The organism is Enterobacter sp. HSTU-ASh6, from assembly GCF_026319105.1.
Taxonomy (GTDB): Bacteria; Pseudomonadota; Gammaproteobacteria; order Enterobacterales; family Enterobacteriaceae; genus Enterobacter; species Enterobacter sichuanensis.
Genome location: NZ_WSPD01000022.1, coordinates 42,351 through 59,644 on the forward strand (window position 1 = coordinate 42,351; position 17,294 = coordinate 59,644).

A 17,294-nucleotide genomic window follows, 5' to 3' on the forward strand; every position below is an offset into this window, starting at 1 on the left:
GCCCCTGCGGGGATACTTAAAATAGGCTCTCAGCAGGCTGAGAGTATCAGTAACGGTATAACTGGAGAAAAAATGGCTAAGCGTACATGGCTGCTTCTGGGTGTAGTAATGTCTCTTGCAAGTGCAGCGTCAGCAGCCCCGCAAACCGCGTCGGCGTCTGGCGGCATCAAAGCTTATGAAGAACAGGAGTTCATTGCTGATTTCACGAAGTTTAAAATTGGCGATACGGCGCCCGCGCAGTATCAAACCCCGGAATACACCATCAAACAGTATCAACTGCGTAACCTTCCGGCACCGGATGCGGGTACCCACTGGACCTATATGGGTGAAAACTACGTCCTGATTGGCGATGCAGACGGTAAAATCTACAAAGCCTACAACGGAGATATCTTCTATCATCGCTGATACGATCCTGATTCGCCCCTGGCAGGAAAGCGACCGCCCTTTCCTGCGTACCCTCTTCCTCCACGCCCGGCGTGAAGCCTGGCCATGGCTGGACAGTGCTGACTGGCAGCTCGAAGATTTTGACGCAGCAACGCGTGACGAAGCGATCTGGGTTGCCACTCAGAACGGCCATCGTCTGGGTTTTGCGTCAGTGTGGACGAACGATAATTTTCTGCACAACCTGTTTGTTGACCCGCAGAATCAAGGTCTTGGGGTCGGGCATGTGCTCCTGGAACATGTGCAGAAGACGTTCACCAGTACGGGGTCACTGAAGTGTCTGGTGAAGAATACGCGGGCTATCGCGTTCTACCAGCGGCACGGTTGGCACATTGAGGCTACGGGGGATTCTCCGGAGGGAGAGTACTACCTGATGCATTACCGTTTGCGTTAACGTCGGGCGGCGGCTTCGCCTTACCCGACCTACGTCATGGTGCTATTTGTAGGCCGGGTAAGCGAAGCGCCACCCGGCCATTCGCGCTGAGGATTTACACCGCGCGGAACGCAATGTCGCCAGGGATGACTTCCCCCTGCCAGTAGAGCTGCGCGGCCACGCGCCCCGCAAGCTGACGATACATCTCTGCAAATTCACTGTCCGGACGGCTGACGACCGTCGGTTTCCCGCTGTCCAGATCTTCACGCAGGGTAATGTGCAGCGGCATCTGCCCCAGCAGCTGGGTGTGATACTTCGCGGCCAGTTTTTCTGCCCCACCGGTCCCGAAGATAGGCTCGTGGTGACCGCAGTTGCTGCAGATGTGCATGCTCATGTTCTCGACAATACCGAGTACCGGCACCTCCACTTTTTCAAACATCACGATGCCTTTTTTGGCGTCGATCAGCGCGATATCCTGCGGAGTCGTCACGACAACCGCGCCCGTGACCGGGATGTTTTGCGCCAGCGTCAGCTGAATATCACCGGTCCCCGGCGGCATATCCAGCACCAGATAATCCAGATCCGGCCACATCGTCTCCTGCAGCATCTGCATCAACGCTTTGCTGGCCATTGGGCCACGCCAGACCATGGCGTTGTCGTCGGTGACCAGATAACCGATGGAGTTCGTGGCCAGACCGTGCGCCATAATTGGCGCCATGTGGGTGCCGTCCGGCGAGGTTGGACGCTGATTCTCTGCGCCCAGCATATTGGGAATGGACGGGCCGTAGATATCGGCATCCAGAATACCGACCTTCGCTCCTTCCGCCGCCAGCGCCAGTGCCAGGTTGACAGCCGTGGAGGATTTGCCCACCCCGCCCTTACCCGAGCTGACCGCAATGATGTTTTTCACACCGTTAACGCCCGGCTGGTTTTTCACCCGCTTGAGGGTGGCGATGCTGTGGCTAAGCTTCCAGTCGATGGCTTTCGCGCCGGTAATGCGCAGCAGTTCAGCGCTGGTTTGTTCTTTCAGCGCGTCGAAGGCGCTGGTCCAGACGAAGGGCATCTGCAGCTCAATGTGCAGCGTGTCGTCCAGCCAGGCAACGTGATGTAACGCTTTCAGCGTAGTGAGATTGTGCTTCAGGGTTGGATGCTGAAAGTTAGCCAGCGTCCCGGCGACCATTGCTCGTAAGGCTTCCGGTGATTTGGCCTGGGATTGAGAACTCATCCCGACTCCTTTGTTCTTGTGAATAAGACCTTAGATGAACAAGTTTACCTGAAAGGCCGTGGTTTGTGCTTACTTAATAATGCCCCTTTTGGTAATATCAAAAACCCTTTTCACAGTTGAAAGAAGTAATGCCTACTATGACTCAAGTCGCGAAGAAAATTCTGGTAACGTGCGCACTGCCGTACGCCAACGGCTCAATCCACCTCGGCCACATGCTGGAGCATATCCAGGCTGATGTCTGGGTCCGTTACCAGCGAATGCGCGGCCACGAGGTTAACTTCATCTGTGCGGACGATGCCCACGGTACGCCGATCATGCTGAAAGCGCAGCAGCTGGGGATTTCCCCGGAGCAGATGATTGCCGAAATGAGTCAGGAGCATCAAACTGATTTTGCTGGCTTTGACATCAGCTATGACAACTATCACTCCACGCACAGCGACGAGAACCGCGAGCTGTCGGAGCTTATCTACACCCGTCTGAAAGAGAACGGTTTTATTAAAAACCGCACCATCTCTCAGCTGTACGATCCGGAAAAAGGCATGTTCCTGCCGGATCGTTTCGTCAAAGGCACCTGCCCGAAATGTAAATCCCCGGACCAGTACGGCGATAACTGCGAAGTGTGCGGCGCGACCTACAGCCCGACCGAGCTTATCGAGCCAAAATCGGTGGTTTCAGGCGCCACGCCTGTAATGCGTGACTCCGAGCACTTCTTCTTCGATCTGCCGTCCTTCAGCGAAATGCTGCAGGCGTGGACCCGCAGCGGCGCGCTGCAGGAGCAGGTGGCGAACAAGATGCAGGAGTGGTTCGAATCCGGTCTGCAGCAGTGGGATATCTCCCGCGATGCGCCATACTTCGGCTTCGAAATTCCGAACGCACCGGGCAAGTATTTCTACGTCTGGCTGGATGCGCCAATCGGCTACATGGGTTCCTTCAAGAACCTGTGCGACAAGCGTGGCGACACCGTCAGCTTCGACGAATACTGGAAGAAAGATTCCACGGCCGAGTTGTACCACTTCATCGGCAAAGACATCGTTTACTTCCACAGCCTGTTCTGGCCGGCCATGCTGGAAGGCAGCAACTTCCGCAAGCCAACCAACCTGTTCGTGCATGGCTACGTAACCGTCAACGGCGCGAAGATGTCCAAGTCCCGCGGGACATTCATTAAAGCCAGCACCTGGCTGAACCACTTCGACGCGGACAGCCTGCGTTATTACTACACTGCGAAGCTCTCTTCGCGCATCGACGATATCGACCTGAATCTGGAAGATTTCGTGCAGCGCGTGAACGCCGACATCGTTAACAAGGTAGTGAACCTGGCGTCCCGTAACGCAGGATTTATCGCCAAACGCTTTGACGGCGTGCTTTCTGCCGAACTGGCCGATCCTGAGCTGTATAAAACCTTCACCGATGCCGCCGCTGCGATTGGCGAAGCCTGGGAAAGCCGTGAATTCGGTAAAGCGATTCGTGAAATCATGGCGCTGGCCGATGTTGCCAACCGCTATGTGGACGAGCAGGCTCCGTGGGTGGTCGCAAAACAGGAAGGCCGTGACGCCGATCTGCAGGCCATCTGCACCATGGGCCTGAATATGTTCCGCGTGCTGATGACCTGGCTGAAGCCGGTACTGCCGCAGCTGGCAGCCCGTGCCGAAGCGTTCCTGAACACCGAACTGAGCTGGGATGCTATCCAGCAGCCGCTGCTCGGCCACAAAGTGAACACCTTCAAAGCGCTGTACAACCGCATTGAGATGAAACAGGTTGAAGCGCTGGTGGAAGCCTCTAAGGAAGAGGTGAAGGCGGCTGCGGCACCGGTAACCGGCCCGCTGGCTGACGATCCGATTCAGGACACCATCACTTTTGATGATTTCGCTAAAGTCGACCTGCGCGTGGCGCTGATTGAGAACGCGGAATTTGTGGAAGGCTCAGACAAACTGCTGCGCCTGACGCTGGATCTGGGCGGTGAGAAGCGCAACGTCTTCTCCGGCATCCGTTCAGCCTACCCGGATCCGCAGGTGCTGATTGGCCGTCAGACTGTGATGGTCGCCAACCTGGCACCGCGTAAAATGCGCTTCGGCATCTCTGAGGGGATGGTGATGGCCGCAGGCCCTGGCGGGAAAGATATCTTCCTGCTAAGCCCTGACGAAGGCGCGAAGCCGGGTCAGCAGGTGAAATAACAAAAAAGCCGGAGAGTGTCTCCGGCTTTTTTTTGCCCGGCGGCGCTACGCTTGCACGGGCCTACGGGTTTTGTAGGCCGGGTAAGGCGAAGCCGCCACCCGGCTAAAAATCACGCCTTCGGGTTATGCACCCTCTGAGTCAGCCCGCGCAGGAAATTACGCAGAAACTGGTCGCCGCACTCGCGGTAATTTTTGTGGTCCGGGGCGCGCATCATGGCGGTCACTTCCGGCACGGAGACGCGGAATTTTTGCTCCGTCATGATCGCCACAATATCATCCGTTTTCAGCGAGAATGCGATGCGCAGTTTTTTGAGCACCGTATTGTTATTCACCCGACGCTCCAGCGCCAGCTCTGGCGCAGAGCCATCTTTGCCACGCTTATCGTAGATCAGACCGTTCAGGAAACCCGACAGAATAATGTCAGGGCAGCGCACAAACCCCTCTTCGTCTTCTTTGGTCATCCAGGTGTCGAAACCGGCAGAGGTGGATTCCATGTCCGACAGCGCAAGAATGCGCACCATGTCGTTATTGTTCGCTTTCAGGGTGTAGCGCAGGCTACGAAGAATATCGTTACTTAGCATAGAGCCTTCGAATGTCGATGATGCAATGGCGCGCAGTGTAGCAGTTTTACAGCCCAATCGCCTCTTTCAAACTCTTCAGGTAGCGGCGGCTGACCGGGACGGTTTGCCCGGCGCGCAGGACCAGCTCGGCCTGTCCGTTATCTTCCAGCCGGATCTCTTTCAGGTGCGCCATATTGACCAGATACTGACGATGGCAGCGGATCAGCGGCGTGCGGCTCTCCAGTGTGCGCAGCGTCAGTTCGGTAAAGCCTTCGTTCCCTTCTGCGCTGGTGACAAATACGCCGCTCAGGCGGCTGCTGACAAACGCCACATCATCCATCTGCAAAAGATAAATCCGGCTGTGTCCGGTACAGGGGATAAACTTCAGCGGCTGCTGGTTTTCCGGCAGCACGGTGACATCCTGCGCGGTGCGCTCCTGGCGTAAACGGGTGAGCGTTTTTTCCAGACGCTTCTCTTCAATTGGCTTGAGCAGATAATCAAACGCGTGCTCCTCAAAGGCTTTGACGGCATATTCATCGAACGCCGTCAGAAACACGATGTAGGGACGATGCTCCGGGTCGAGCATGCCGACCATCTCCAGCCCGCTGATGCGGGGCATCTGAATATCGAGGAACAGCACGTCCGGGCGCAGTTTGTGTACCGCGCCGATGGCCTCAATGGCGTTAGCACACTCTCCCACAATCTCTATATCCGGCTGCTCCTGCAGCAGAACGCGCAGGTTTTCCCGTGCCAGCGGCTCGTCATCCACAATCAGCACTCTTAACATGCGTTTTCCTCCAGCGGCAGTCGTACGGTAATACGGGTAAATCGGTCAGGCTCGCAGGCGACGGTAATGCCGCAGTCATCGCCAAAATGGGCGCGCAGGCGTTTATCCACCAGGCTCATCCCTAAACCGCCGGAGGCGGAAGGCTGATAAAGCCCGGCATTATCTTCAATATCCAGCACCAGATGGTGATTGAAACGGCTGGCGGCAATGGTTATCTGCCCTGTTCCCAAAAGCTGAGACGTACCGTGTTTAATGGCGTTTTCCACGATTGGCTGCAGGGTAAACGCCGGGAGATGCTGATACGCCAGCTCGTCCGGAACGGAGAGCGACACCTGCAGGCGCGACTGAAAACGCGCCTGCTCGATCTGCAGATAGGCATTAACGTGCTCAATCTCATCGGCGAGGGTCACGATCTCCGACGGCCGTTTCAGGTTTTTGCGGAAGAAGGTCGACAGAAACTGTACCAGCTGCGCGGCCTGATCGCTGTCGCGGCGGATCACCGCTTTGAGGGTGTTGAGCGCATTAAACAGGAAATGCGGGTTGACCTGGGCATGCAGCAGTTTAATTTCTGACTGGGTTAACAGGGCCTTCTGCCGTTCGTATTGCCCGGCGAGGATTTGCGCTGACAGCAGCTGGGCAATCCCCTCCCCCAGCGTGCGGTTGATCGAGCTGAACAGACGGTTTTTCGCCTCATACAGTTTGATGGTGCCCATCACCCGCTGATTTTCGCCGCGCAGCGGAATGACCAGGGTGGAACCCAGCTTGCACTGCGGATGCAGCGAACAGCGGTACGGCACTTCGTTACCGTCGGCATACACCACCTCGCCGGTCTCAATGGCGCGCAGCGTATAGGCTGAGGAGATGGGTTTACCCGGCAGATGGTGATCGTCCCCGGTGCCGGTAAAGGCCAGCAGCCGCTCACGGTCGGTTATGGCCACCGCGCCGATGTCCAGCTCCTTGTAGAGCACCTGCGCTACCTTCATGCTGTTCTCTTCGTTAAATCCCTGGCGCAGGATCCCTTCTGTCGAGGCGGCAACCTTCAGCGCCGTGGCGGAAAAGGCTGAGGTGTACTTCTCAAACATGGCGCGCTTGTCGAGGAGAATACGCATAAACAGCGCCGCGCCCACGGTGTTGGTGACCATCATCGGGGCAGCAATGCTGCCGACCAGATGCAGCGCATCGTCGAAGGGACGGGCAATCAGCAGAATGATCGCCATCTGCGCCATTTCAGCCACAAAGGTGATTGCCCCGGCGGTCAGGGGGCTAAAGACTTTATCCGGCCGGCCGCGTTTAATCATGTAGCTGTGGACCAGGCCGCCGAGCAGCCCTTCCACGATCGTCGAGATCATACAGCTCAGGGCCGTCATCCCGCCCATGGAATAACGATGCAGCCCGCCGGTTAAACCGACGAGCCCCCCGACGACCGGACCGCCCAGCAGCCCGCCCATCACCGCGCCGATAGCGCGCGTATTGGCAATAGAATCTTCGATATGGAGACCAAACCAGGTCCCCATAATGCAGAATATGGAAAATACGACATAGCAGAGGAATTTGTGCGGCAGGCGTACGGTGACTTGCATCAGCGGGATAAACAGGCGCGTTTTACTCATCAGCCACGCAATGACAAGAAACACGCACATCTGCTGAAGCAACAGCAGCACCAGATTAAACTCGTACATACTCAAAACCGCACACGCTAAAAACGCGTAACATACACGGGTACGGCTCAACTTTCTTTGAAGCATCCCAAAAAAGCGCAAAATCGTGTCCGTTATCACACCTTTTTCTGAATATCGCGCATGCTTCGCATTGTTTGTTCAAAAATCAATCAACTCTTCCTGGTTCGGCAAACTGGGTCTACAGTTAAGCTGGGGACGCGTAAGCCAGGGGGCGAATATGGCGCTTTACACGATAGGTGAAGTGGCACTCCTTTGTGATATCAATCCCGTTACCCTACGGGCGTGGCAGCGACGGTATGGATTACTCAAACCGCAGAGAACGGACGGTGGGCACCGCCTTTTCAATGATGCCGATATCGACCGGATCCGTGAGATCAAAAGCTGGATCGACAACGGGGTGCAGGTCGGGAAAGTGAAGTCCCTCCTCAGCCACGACGACCCTGACACGCAACACCGCTGGCGCGAACAACAGGAAACCCTGCTGCGGCTCCTGCAGGCAGGCAACCTGCAGCGCCTGCGCGGATGGATAAAAGAGCAGGGTCGCGATTATCCGGCGCAGACGCTGATCACCCATCTGTTTATTCCCCTGCGTCGACGCCTGCAGTGCCAGCAGTCTACTTTGCAGGCACTGCTCAGTATGCTCGACGGCGTGCTGATCAACTACATTGCCGTCTGCCTTGCCTCGGCGAAGAACAAAGCCGGAAAAGATGCGCTGGTGGTCGGCTGGAACGTACACGACACCACCCGCCTGTGGCTGGAAGCGTGGATTGCCACCCAGAAAGGCTGGCGCGTGGACGTCCTGGCGCACTCCCTGGCACAACTCAGACCTGAGTTTTTCGACGGTCAGACCCTGCTGGTCTGGTGTGGCGAAGTGCCGTCCGCCACCCAGCAACAGCTGCTGGCGCAATGGCGTGAGAGTGGTTACCCGGTTTATTCCCTTGGCCCGGATGAGCCATAACGGCATTTAATGGTTCATTAACAGCTGCGCTTCACCGTATAATTGTTCTGTTAACAACAGGAGCAGATGATGAAGGCAACCAAACTGGCCGTTATTACCCTTTTTGTCCTGATGGCCGTAAGCGGCATCGGCGGCGTGATGCTGGCAGGGTACTCGTTTATTGTTCGTGGCGGTGTCGGCTGAGGTACTGCGCCAGTCGCTCAAAAACGCGATCGACGACAATTGCCGCCAGCGCGACCAGCACCGCCCCCTGCACAATATAGGCCGTATTAAACCCGCTTAAGCCGATAATAATCGGCGTTCCCAACGTACTGGCACCGACCGTAGAGGCAATGGTCGCCGTCCCGATGTTAACGATCACCGACGTGCGGATCCCGGCAATGATAACCGGTGCCGCAAGCGGCAGCTCAACCTTGCGCAGCCGCTGGCCGCGACTCATCCCCATTCCTTCCGCCACGCTCAGTACGGACGCAGGTACTGCCGCAAGGCCCGCCAGCGTGCCCTGCAGCACCGGCAATACGCCATACAGAATCAGCGCAATAATGGCAGGCTGCTGCCCAAAGCCCATCACCGGGACCGCTATCGCCAGCACCGCCACCGGGGGAAACGTCTGTCCTATGGCCGCAATGGTCTCCACCAGCGGACGAAACTCCCGACCCGCAGGCCGTGTCACCGCGATACCAGCACCGGTGCCCAGCACCACCGCAATGGCGCTTGAGAGCGCCACCAGCCAGAGATGCGCCAGGGCGAGATTAACAAAGCTCTCCTGCTGATACACCGGCCGCGGTAGCCCGGGGAACAGCGTACTAAACAGCACCGCGCTGTGTGGCATCAGAAACAGTAAGGCGACAAAAAGCGCTACCAGCCAGAGGAGAGGATCACGCAGAGCCTTCACGCGCCACCTCCCCTGCCAGCAGATCGCGAAAATGTAAGGTACCGCATGGCGCCCCCCGGGCATCCGAAACGGGTAATACCTCGCACTGGCGCGCGACAAACGCGGAGAGGGCATCCCGCAGGCTCATCTGCTCCTGTAATGGCTCGCCGCTCACCGGCATCCCTTCCCGACGCATATAGTCACTGACCGTCCGCAGGGAGAGCAGCCTGACACCCAACTCGCTGCGGCCAAAAAATTCGCGCACAAAATCGTTCTTCGGCCATGTTAATAGCTCAAGTGGCGAGCCCTGCTGCACCACCTCGCCATGATCCATCAGCACCAGATGGTCAGCCAGACGCAGGGCTTCATCAATGTCGTGCGTCACGAGCACGATCGTGCGTCCGAGAATACGGTGAATGCGGGTCATCTCTGCCTGCAGCGCCCCGCGCGTCACCGGATCCAGCGCGCCAAAGGGTTCATCCATCAGCAGTACCTGCGGATTGGCCGCCAGCGCGCGCGCCACGCCCACGCGCTGCTGCTGGCCCCCGGATAACTGATGCGGATAGCGGTCACGCAGCGCGGGCTCCAGCCCCAGCAGCGCCATCAGTTCATCAACCCGATCGGCGATGTTGGCCCGCGACCATTTCTCCAGCTGTAGCACGGTGGCAATGTTCTGCGCCACCGTCCAGTGCGGAAACAGGCCGATAGACTGAATGGCGTATCCCATCCGGCGACGCAGCTCCAGCACCGGCAGGCTGCGGATCTCTTCCCCGGCAAAGCGGATCATCCCGCTGTCATGCTCAACCAGCCGGTTGATCATCTTCAGCGTGGTGGATTTTCCCGACCCGGAGGTGCCAATCAGCACCGAAAACGCCCCCTCGGCAAAGTTCAGGTTCAGATGGCTCGCGGCCGGGCGGCCGGCAAAGGTTTTACTGACATCAAGAAATTCAATCATTGGCTCTTCTCCCGAGCAGCGCGAGCCATAAGGCAAACAGGGCGTCGACAACAACCGCCAGCGCAATCGTGGGTACCACACCCAACAGCACCAGATCCAGAGCACTGCTCAGCAGCCCCTGGAAGACCAGCGCACCAAATCCCCCCGCGCCAATCAGCGCCGCGATGACCGCCATACCAACGGTTTGTACCGCCACCACCCGCAGGCTGCGCAGCAGCAGGGGCAGCGCCAGCGGCAGCTGGATCTTCCAGAAACACTGCCGCGCGCTCATTCCCATCGCATGGGCGCTTTCCAGCACATCCGGGGCGACCTGGCTTAAGCCCGCGACCACACCGCGCACCAGCGGCAACAGCGCATACAGCACCAGCGCGATCAGGGCAGGCGTTAACCCCGTTCCGGCGATGCCCAGCGTTCCCAGCGCGGGAAACGACTTCACCAGCCCGGCCAGCGGGGCAATCAGCAGACCAAACAGCGCGACGGAAGGGATGGTCTGGATAACGTTAAGCACGGCAAAAATACCGCCCTGACGTGAAGGATGGCGATAGCACCACATGCCCAGGGGTATCCCGAGCAGGAGCGCCGGAAAGAGCGTGCCGAAAAGAAGGGTCAGATGTTGCGCCAGGGCATCATCAAACACCTCCTGTCGGTTAGCGTACTCTTTTAACAGCGAAAGGTTGTTCAGCTCACCGCTGAACAGCAGAAATAAGGGGATACACCATATCTGCGCATTAAGTACCCAGCGCCAGACGCTACTTGCGATGAGTCGACGAATGGCGTCGCTGCAGGCCAGCAGACACAGCGCCAGCCACAGCCAGAGGCCGCTGCCCACCGTGGTTCTCGCCAGCGGACTTTCCGCCGACGTCATATGCGTTGCCGCCAGCCCGGCCCCCCAGAACAGGATGATAAACAGCCCTTCAGAGAGGAGCAGCGTCAGCCACTGCGCCGTGCGCCCCTGCCAGAGAGAAAGGATCACCCACGCGCCGAGCGCCGACGCCAGACACCACGGCGTGAATGACCAGATCTGCCAGAGCGCTTTTCCTTCTCCCGACATCAGGCGGTTAGGGGCAACATTCACAAACGGTAGCGCGACTGCCGCGATGGCCACGCAGGCCAACAGCAGCAGTACGCGGTTATGACATTTTATCGGCACAGCCCTTTCCCGTTACTTCACAAGCCCTTGTTGTTTCAGGAAGTCGGCGGCCACTTTTTTGGCATCCAGCCCCTCGACGGCAATGCTGGCATTCAGCTGCTGCAGCGTTTTTTCATCCAGCTTTTCGAAGACCGGTTTGAGCCATTCTGCAATGTCCGGGTACGCTTTCAGCACCGCCTCGCGCACCACCGGAGTTGGGGCGTAAATCGGCTGAACGCCTTTTGGATCGGTCAGGGTTTGCAGGCCGAGCGCCGCGACCGGGCCGTCGGTGCCGTAAGCCATTGCGGCGTTAACGCCGGAGGTTTGCTGCGCCGCAGCTTTGATGGTCACAGCGGTATCTCCGCCCGCCAGCGAGAGCAGCTGCGCCTGGTCAAGCTTGAAGTTATAGGCTTTTTCAAACGCCGGCAGCGCATCAGGCCGCTCGATAAACTCCGCGGACGCCGCCAGCTTAAAGTCGCCCTTCTCTTTCAGGTAGCGGCTGAGATCCGCAAGCGTGGTCAGTTTACCTTTCTCCGCCACGTCCTTACGTACGGCGATAGTCCAGGTATTGTTAGCCGGGGCCGGCGTCAGCCAGACCAGTTTGTTCTGTTCCGCGTCGAGTTTTTTGACTTTTTCATACCCGGCGCTGGCGTTTTTCCATGCCGGATCGTTTTCATCTTTGAAGAAGAATGCCCCGTTGCCGGTGTATTCCGGGTAGATATCCAGTTCGCCGGAGGTAATCGCGCCGCGTACGACGGGCGTGGTTCCGAGCTGGACTTTATTGACGGTTTTCACGCCGTGGCTTTCCAGCACCTGCAGAATAATATTGCCAAGCAGTGCGCCTTCGGTATCGATCTTTGAGCCCACTTTTACCGGCTCCGCCGCCTGTAGCGGCAGGCTTAGCGCTGCGAGTAGCGCCACAGAAGCTACCATCCCCGTTTTAATCGTCATTCCGCTGTCCTCATTTTTTTATCGCCTTTTTCAGAGGCTTGAGAGAAAAGCGTAGCTTAAAACGGCGGATTTACCCGGCAAAATGCCTTTTTAGCATAAGGTAAGACGCATCCCCCGGAAGTCGGGGGATGCAAAGGCAGGAAAGGTTACAGCAGCTCGAATTCGCCCTGGTTTACGCGGGCGGAATCCACGCCGATAAAGACATTAAACTTGCCCGGTTCCGCATCGTATTTCATCTGCTGGTTCCAGAACTTCAGCGCGTCCACGTCAATCGGGAAGCTGATGGTTTTGGTTTCGCCTGGTTTCAGAGTGATTTTCTCGAAGCCGCGCAGCTGTTTCACCGGACGGCTCATGGAGGCCGTGACATCCTGAACGTACATCTGGATCACCGTCGCCCCTTCGCGCTTGCCGGTGTTGGTCACGTCAACGCTGGCGGTGACCTTGCCGTCACGCTTCAGGGTTGGCGCCGACATTTTCACGTCAGAGACCTTGAAGGTGGTGTAGCTCAGACCGTAACCAAACGGATACAGCGGGCCGTTAGCTTCGTCGAAGTAACGGGAGGTGTACTTGTTCGGTTTGTCGGCATTGTAAGGGCGGCCGGTGTTCAGGTGGCTGTAGTAAACCGGGATCTGCCCGACAGAGCGCGGGAAGGACATCGGCAGCTTGCCCGACGGGTTGTAATCGCCAAACAGCACGTCGGCGATGGCATTACCGCCTTCGGTACCGGCAAACCAGGTTTCCAGAATGGCGTCAGCCTGCTGGTCCTCTTTCACCAGCGCAAGCGGACGACCGTTCATCAGCACCAGCACCAGCGGCTTGCCGGTGGCTTTCAGGGCAGCGATCAGATCGCGCTGGCTCTGCGGGATGGTGATGTCCGTTCGGCTGGAGGCTTCGTGCGCCATCCCCTGCGCTTCACCCACCACCGCGACAACAACGTCAGACTGCTTCGCGGTATTCACCGCCTCGTCAATCATCTCCTTCGGCGTGCGCGGATCGACCTTCACCGCCTCCTCATACTGGTTGAGGAAGGTCACGATGTCTTTATCGTTGGTGACGTTGGCGCCTTTGGCATACAGCACTTTCGCGTTATCACCCACGGCGCTCTTAATCCCGGTCAGCACGGTCACGGACTGGTCGGCCACGCCCGCGGCAGACCAGCTGCCCATGACGTCGCGCTTGCTGTCGGCCAGCGGGCCTACCACGGCAATGGTGCCGGATTTTTTCAGCGGCAGCGTCTCAAGGCGGTTTTTCAGCAGCACCAGGCTTTCGCGCGCCACGTCACGCGCTTCTTTGCGGTGCAGACGGCTTTCGGCGTTGGTATCTGCCGGGTCAGACCCTTTCGGACCCAGGTGACTGTAAGGATCGTTAAACAGCCCCATATCGTATTTCACGTTCAGCACGTGACGCGTGGCATCGTCCAGCTCCGCCATCGTGACCTTGCCGCTCTTCACCAGACCCGGCAGGTATTTGCTGTAGTACTCATCGCTCATGCTCATGTTAATGCCGGACTTGAGCGCCACGCGCACCGCATCTTCCGGGTCGGAGGCGGTGCCGTGTTTGATAAGCTCCTTAATCGCGCCGTGGTCAGACACCGTGATGCCCTTGAAGCCCCACTGGTCGCGCAGCACGTCTTTCAGTAGCCAGGAATCAGACGTCGCTGGCGTGCCGTTGAGTGAGTTCAGCGCCACCATCACCGCGCCGCTGCCCGCATCGAGCCCTGCCTTGTACGGCGGCATGTAGTCGTTAAACAGGCGCTGCGGGCTCATGTCGACGGTGTTGTACTCTTTACCGCCTTCCACTGCGCCATAGGCCGCGAAGTGCTTGACGCTGGTCATCACCGAGTAGCGATCCGCCGGGCTCTTGCCCTGCATCGCTTCCACCATGGTTTTGCCCATCGTGGAGGTTAAATACGTATCTTCACCGAAGCCTTCCGAGCCGCGGCCCCAGCGCGGATCGCGCGAGACATCCACCATCGGTGCCCAGGTCATGTTCAGGCCGTCGTCCGCGGCTTCATAAGCCGATACGCGCCCCACGGTTTTCACCGCGTCGAGGTTAAACGAAGAGGCTAAGCCAAGGCTGATGGGAAAGACGGTACGCTGGCCATGTACCACGTCATAGGCGAAGAACAGTGGAATTTTCAGGCGGCTGAGATCCATCACCTGATCCTGCATCTTGCGGATATCCTGACGGGTGACGGTATTAAAGATGGCGCCAACCTGCCCGTCTTTGATCATCTCGCGGATCGCCTCTTTTGGGTTATCCGGACCGACGCTGATCAGACGCAGCTGGCCAATCTTTTCATCGACCGTCATTTTCTTGAGCAATTCCGTGACAAACGCGTCCCGGGCTTCAGGCGTGAGCGGATGGTTACCAAACAAATCCTCTGCCAGCGCAGGTTGCAGCGCCAGGCTGACGGCGACACCTACAGAACATAGCCATTTCATGTCGTTTTACTCTCTCATCAATAACCGCCGGACGATCTCGGCCATACCGTGCGAAAAGCGCAGTGTGCCACAAACCCTCTGAACGTTGCAGGGTTATTCTCTGATTTTTCTCGTGAATACTCGACCGCTTAACAGTTAATCGCGCTATGCTTTACAGCGAGAAATTTGCCCCACCACAAGGAGTGGAAGATGTCTTCTGTTCGAACAAACGATAACACGGCTTTTATTAACGAACTGTCGCGCCTGGTTGGCTCCTCTCACCTGCTTACCGACCCGGCGAAAACTGCCCGCTACCGTAAGGGCTTCCGCTCCGGCCAGGGCGAGGCGCTGGCGGTGGTTTTCCCCGGCACGCTGCTGGAGCTGTGGCGCGTGCTGAGCGCCTGCGTTGCCGCCGACAAGATTATTTTAATGCAGGCGGCCAACACCGGGCTGACTGAAGGTTCAACGCCGAACGGCAACGATTACGACCGTGACATTGTGATCATCAGCACCCTGCGCCTCGACAAACTGCACCTGCTGGATAAAGGCGAGCAGGTGCTCGCCTTCCCCGGCACGACGCTCTACTCCCTCGAAAAAGCGCTTAAGCCGCTGGGCCGCGAACCACACTCGGTGATCGGCTCCTCCTGTATTGGCGCTTCGGTGGTCGGTGGGATCTGCAATAACTCCGGCGGCTCGCTGGTGCAGCGCGGCCCCGCCTATACCGAGATGTCCCTGTTTGCCCGTATCGATGAAAACGGCAAGCTGACGCTGGTTAACCATCTGGGTATCGATCTTGGCGTCACGCCGGAGCAGATCCTCAGCAAGCTCGACGACGATCGCGTGAAGGATGAAGACGTTCAGCACGACGGCCGTCATGCACACGATCACGACTACGTGACCCGCGTGCGGGATATCAATGCCGATACGCCGGCGCGCTACAACGCCGACCCGGATCGCCTGTTTGAATCCTCCGGCTGCGCGGGCAAGCTGGCGGTGTTCGCGGTGCGTCTCGACACCTTCCCGGCCGAGAAAAAACAGCAGGTGTTTTACATCGGGACCAATCAGCCGGATGTGCTGACGGCGATCCGCCGCCACATTCTGGGCGAATTCACGAATCTGCCGGTGGCGGGCGAGTATATGCACCGGGACATTTACGACATCGCCGAGCGTTACGGCAAAGATACGTTCCTGATGATCGACAAGCTCGGCACCGACAAAATGCCGTTCTTCTTCACCATGAAGGGCCGCACCGACGCGATGCTGGAGAAAGTGCCCCTGTTTAAACCGCACTTCACCGACCGCTTTATGCAGAAACTGGGCAACGTTTTCCCGGCACATTTACCGGAGCGGATGAAAACCTGGCGCGATAAGTACGAGCATCATCTGCTGTTAAAAATGGCCGGGGACGGGATTGCCGAAGCGCAGTCCTGGCTGAGCGAATTCTTTAAAACCGCCGAGGGGGATTTCTTTGCCTGTACGCCTGAAGAGGGCAGCAAAGCGTTCCTGCACCGTTTTGCCGCCGCAGGTGCCGCCATCCGTTATCAGGCGGTACATTCCGAAGAGGTAGAAGATATTCTGGCGCTGGATATCGCTCTGCGCCGTAATGACACCGAGTGGTTTGAACACCTGCCGCCGGAAATTGACAGCAAACTGGTGCATAAACTCTATTACGGCCACTTTATGTGTTATGTCTTCCATCAGGACTACATTGTCAAAAAAGGCGTCGACGCGCACGCGCTGAAGGAGCAGATGCTCGCCCTGTTGCGTGAACGCGGCGCACAATATCCTGCGGAACACAACGTCGGGCATCTTTATAAAGCCCCGGACGCACTTAAGCAGTTTTATCGCGAGAATGACCCTACAAACAGCATGAATCCCGGCATCGGTAAAACAACGCGGAAGAAATACTGGCAAGAGAGCGCAGACGCGGAGCAGCGCATAACGCAAGCGTCTGATTAATTCATACAGCCAAATTTGAGAGATTGTTAAGCGCTACTTAATCGTAATAGAGTAACTGCCTGTCGCCGGAGAAACGTTTCTCCGGCTTTCTATCACGAGGAGCAGGCACATCATGTCGGCTGTTGATGTTTTATCCGAGACCGAACTGGAAGTGCGCGACGCCCTTCCCGATGATGTGCATGCCATCGCCGCCATCTATGCCTGGCATGTGCTTCACGGGCGCGCATCCTTTGAAGAAGTTCCCCCCACCATCGATGAAATGCGTCATCGCATGAAAAGCGTGGCTGACAACGGGTTACCGTGGTTAATTGCGCTGTATCGCGGCATTGTGGTCGGCTATTGCTACGCCACCCCTTACCGGCCGCGACACGCCTATCGCTATACCCTGGAAGAGTCGATTTATGTGGATGCCAGCATCACCGGGCGCGGTTTTGGCTCGGCATTAATGTCTGCGTTGATCGCACGCTGTGAGCAAGGCCCGTGGCGGCAGATGATTGCCGTGGTGGGAGACGGCAATAATAATGCCGGTTCATTGCGCCTGCATAAAAAGCATGGCTTCGAGATTGTCGGACAGCTGCGCAGCGTGGGATACAAGAAAGGCGACTGGCGGGATACGGTGATTATGCAGCGCCCGCTCAACGACGGGGACTGGACGCTGCCGGAATAAAAGCAAAACGGTAACCTGGGTTACCGTTTTTTAGTGTTTTCTCCCTCTCCCTGTGGGAGAGGGGCGGGGTGAGCAGCTGTGTTTAAAGTCAACGGCTGACGACTAACCTGCCACCCATTTTTTATTGTCCCGCACCATCGCA

16 protein-coding genes are annotated in these 17,294 nt (G+C 57.6%); 7 read left to right on the forward strand and 9 right to left on the reverse strand.

The window, feature by feature from the left end; translation table 11 throughout:
- The first annotated feature begins 72 nt into the window (after positions 1-72).
- Together GM298_RS20385 and GM298_RS20390 are read left to right on the forward strand one after the other, a co-directional pair.
- On the forward strand, positions 73-405 hold the full coding sequence (locus GM298_RS20385; protein WP_025760019.1) for an RcnB family protein: 333 nt from the start codon (positions 73-75) through the stop codon (positions 403-405).
- On the forward strand, positions 350-835 hold the full coding sequence (locus tag GM298_RS20390) for a GNAT family N-acetyltransferase (RefSeq protein WP_126801455.1): 486 nt from the start codon (positions 350-352) through the stop codon (positions 833-835). Before GM298_RS20385 ends, GM298_RS20390 begins: the two co-directional genes overlap by 56 nt.
- Positions 836-929: 94 nt before the next feature.
- Here the strand turns inward: GM298_RS20390 and apbC are convergent, their stop codons facing one another.
- Positions 930-2,039, reverse strand: coding sequence for an iron-sulfur cluster carrier protein ApbC (gene apbC, locus GM298_RS20395; protein WP_025760017.1), 1,110 nt, complete (start codon positions 2,037-2,039; stop codon positions 930-932).
- A 137-nt stretch (positions 2,040-2,176) separates the two neighbouring features.
- Here apbC and metG point away from each other — a divergent pair, with 137 nt between their 5' ends.
- Positions 2,177-4,210, forward strand: coding sequence for a methionine--tRNA ligase (gene metG / locus GM298_RS20400; RefSeq protein WP_045285178.1), 2,034 nt, complete (start codon positions 2,177-2,179; stop codon positions 4,208-4,210).
- 110 nt (positions 4,211-4,320) lie between these two features.
- Here the strand turns inward: metG and GM298_RS20405 are convergent, their stop codons facing one another.
- From GM298_RS20405 to GM298_RS20415, 3 genes are read right to left on the reverse strand one after another with little or no spacing between them, the layout of a single operon-like run.
- Positions 4,321-4,791, reverse strand: a complete 471-nt coding sequence (locus GM298_RS20405) for a DUF1456 family protein (RefSeq protein ID WP_266155161.1) — start codon at positions 4,789-4,791, stop codon at positions 4,321-4,323.
- A 46-nt stretch (positions 4,792-4,837) separates the two neighbouring features.
- The gene (gene btsR, locus GM298_RS20410; RefSeq protein WP_025760014.1) at positions 4,838-5,557 is read right to left on the reverse strand and encodes a two-component system response regulator BtsR; all 720 of its coding nucleotides are present in this window, start codon (positions 5,555-5,557) and stop codon (positions 4,838-4,840) included.
- Positions 5,551-7,236, reverse strand: a complete 1,686-nt coding sequence (locus tag GM298_RS20415) for a sensor histidine kinase (RefSeq protein ID WP_045285176.1) — start codon at positions 7,234-7,236, stop codon at positions 5,551-5,553. Before GM298_RS20415 ends, btsR begins: the two co-directional genes overlap by 7 nt.
- Before the next feature lie 217 nt (positions 7,237-7,453).
- Here GM298_RS20415 and mlrA point away from each other — a divergent pair, with 217 nt between their 5' ends.
- Together mlrA and GM298_RS20425 are read left to right on the forward strand one after the other, a co-directional pair.
- Positions 7,454-8,194 carry an HTH-type transcriptional regulator MlrA gene (mlrA, locus tag GM298_RS20420; RefSeq protein WP_025760012.1) on the forward strand — a complete coding sequence of 247 codons (741 nt, stop codon included), beginning with the start codon at positions 7,454-7,456 and terminating at the stop codon, positions 8,192-8,194.
- Between the two features lie 69 nt (positions 8,195-8,263).
- Entirely contained in the window at positions 8,264-8,377 is a 114-nt protein-coding gene (locus tag GM298_RS20425) for a protein YohO (RefSeq protein ID WP_010433613.1), read from the forward strand.
- On the opposite strand, the gene GM298_RS20430 is transcribed toward GM298_RS20425, so the two are convergent.
- From GM298_RS20430 to bglX, 5 genes are all read right to left on the reverse strand, one after another.
- Complete coding sequence (locus GM298_RS20430) at positions 8,352-9,089, reverse strand: ABC transporter permease (protein ID WP_266155163.1); 738 nt, start codon at positions 9,087-9,089, stop codon at positions 8,352-8,354. The genes GM298_RS20425 and GM298_RS20430 overlap by 26 nt on opposite strands.
- Entirely contained in the window at positions 9,073-10,023 is a 951-nt protein-coding gene (locus tag GM298_RS20435) for an ABC transporter ATP-binding protein (RefSeq protein WP_266155164.1), read from the reverse strand. Before GM298_RS20435 ends, GM298_RS20430 begins: the two co-directional genes overlap by 17 nt.
- Positions 10,016-11,173 carry an ABC transporter permease gene (locus tag GM298_RS20440; RefSeq protein ID WP_262746105.1) on the reverse strand — a complete coding sequence of 386 codons (1,158 nt, stop codon included), beginning with the start codon at positions 11,171-11,173 and terminating at the stop codon, positions 10,016-10,018. The genes GM298_RS20435 and GM298_RS20440 overlap by 8 nt, the downstream gene beginning before the upstream one ends.
- Positions 11,174-11,185: 12 nt before the next feature.
- On the reverse strand, positions 11,186-12,103 hold the full coding sequence (locus GM298_RS20445; RefSeq protein ID WP_025760006.1) for an ABC transporter substrate-binding protein: 918 nt from the start codon (positions 12,101-12,103) through the stop codon (positions 11,186-11,188).
- 146 nt (positions 12,104-12,249) lie between these two features.
- Entirely contained in the window at positions 12,250-14,547 is a 2,298-nt protein-coding gene (bglX, locus tag GM298_RS20450) for a beta-glucosidase BglX (protein WP_045285173.1), read from the reverse strand.
- Positions 14,548-14,736: 189 nt separating this feature from the next.
- Here bglX and dld point away from each other — a divergent pair, with 189 nt between their 5' ends.
- Together dld and GM298_RS20460 are read left to right on the forward strand one after the other, a co-directional pair.
- Positions 14,737-16,485 (forward strand): D-lactate dehydrogenase, encoded by a 1,749-nt coding sequence (gene dld / locus GM298_RS20455; RefSeq protein ID WP_252086592.1) that lies wholly within the window; start codon positions 14,737-14,739, stop codon positions 16,483-16,485.
- 112 nt (positions 16,486-16,597) lie between these two features.
- Entirely contained in the window at positions 16,598-17,152 is a 555-nt protein-coding gene (locus tag GM298_RS20460) for a GNAT family N-acetyltransferase (protein ID WP_025760002.1), read from the forward strand.
- The last annotated feature ends 142 nt before the right edge of the window (positions 17,153-17,294 follow it).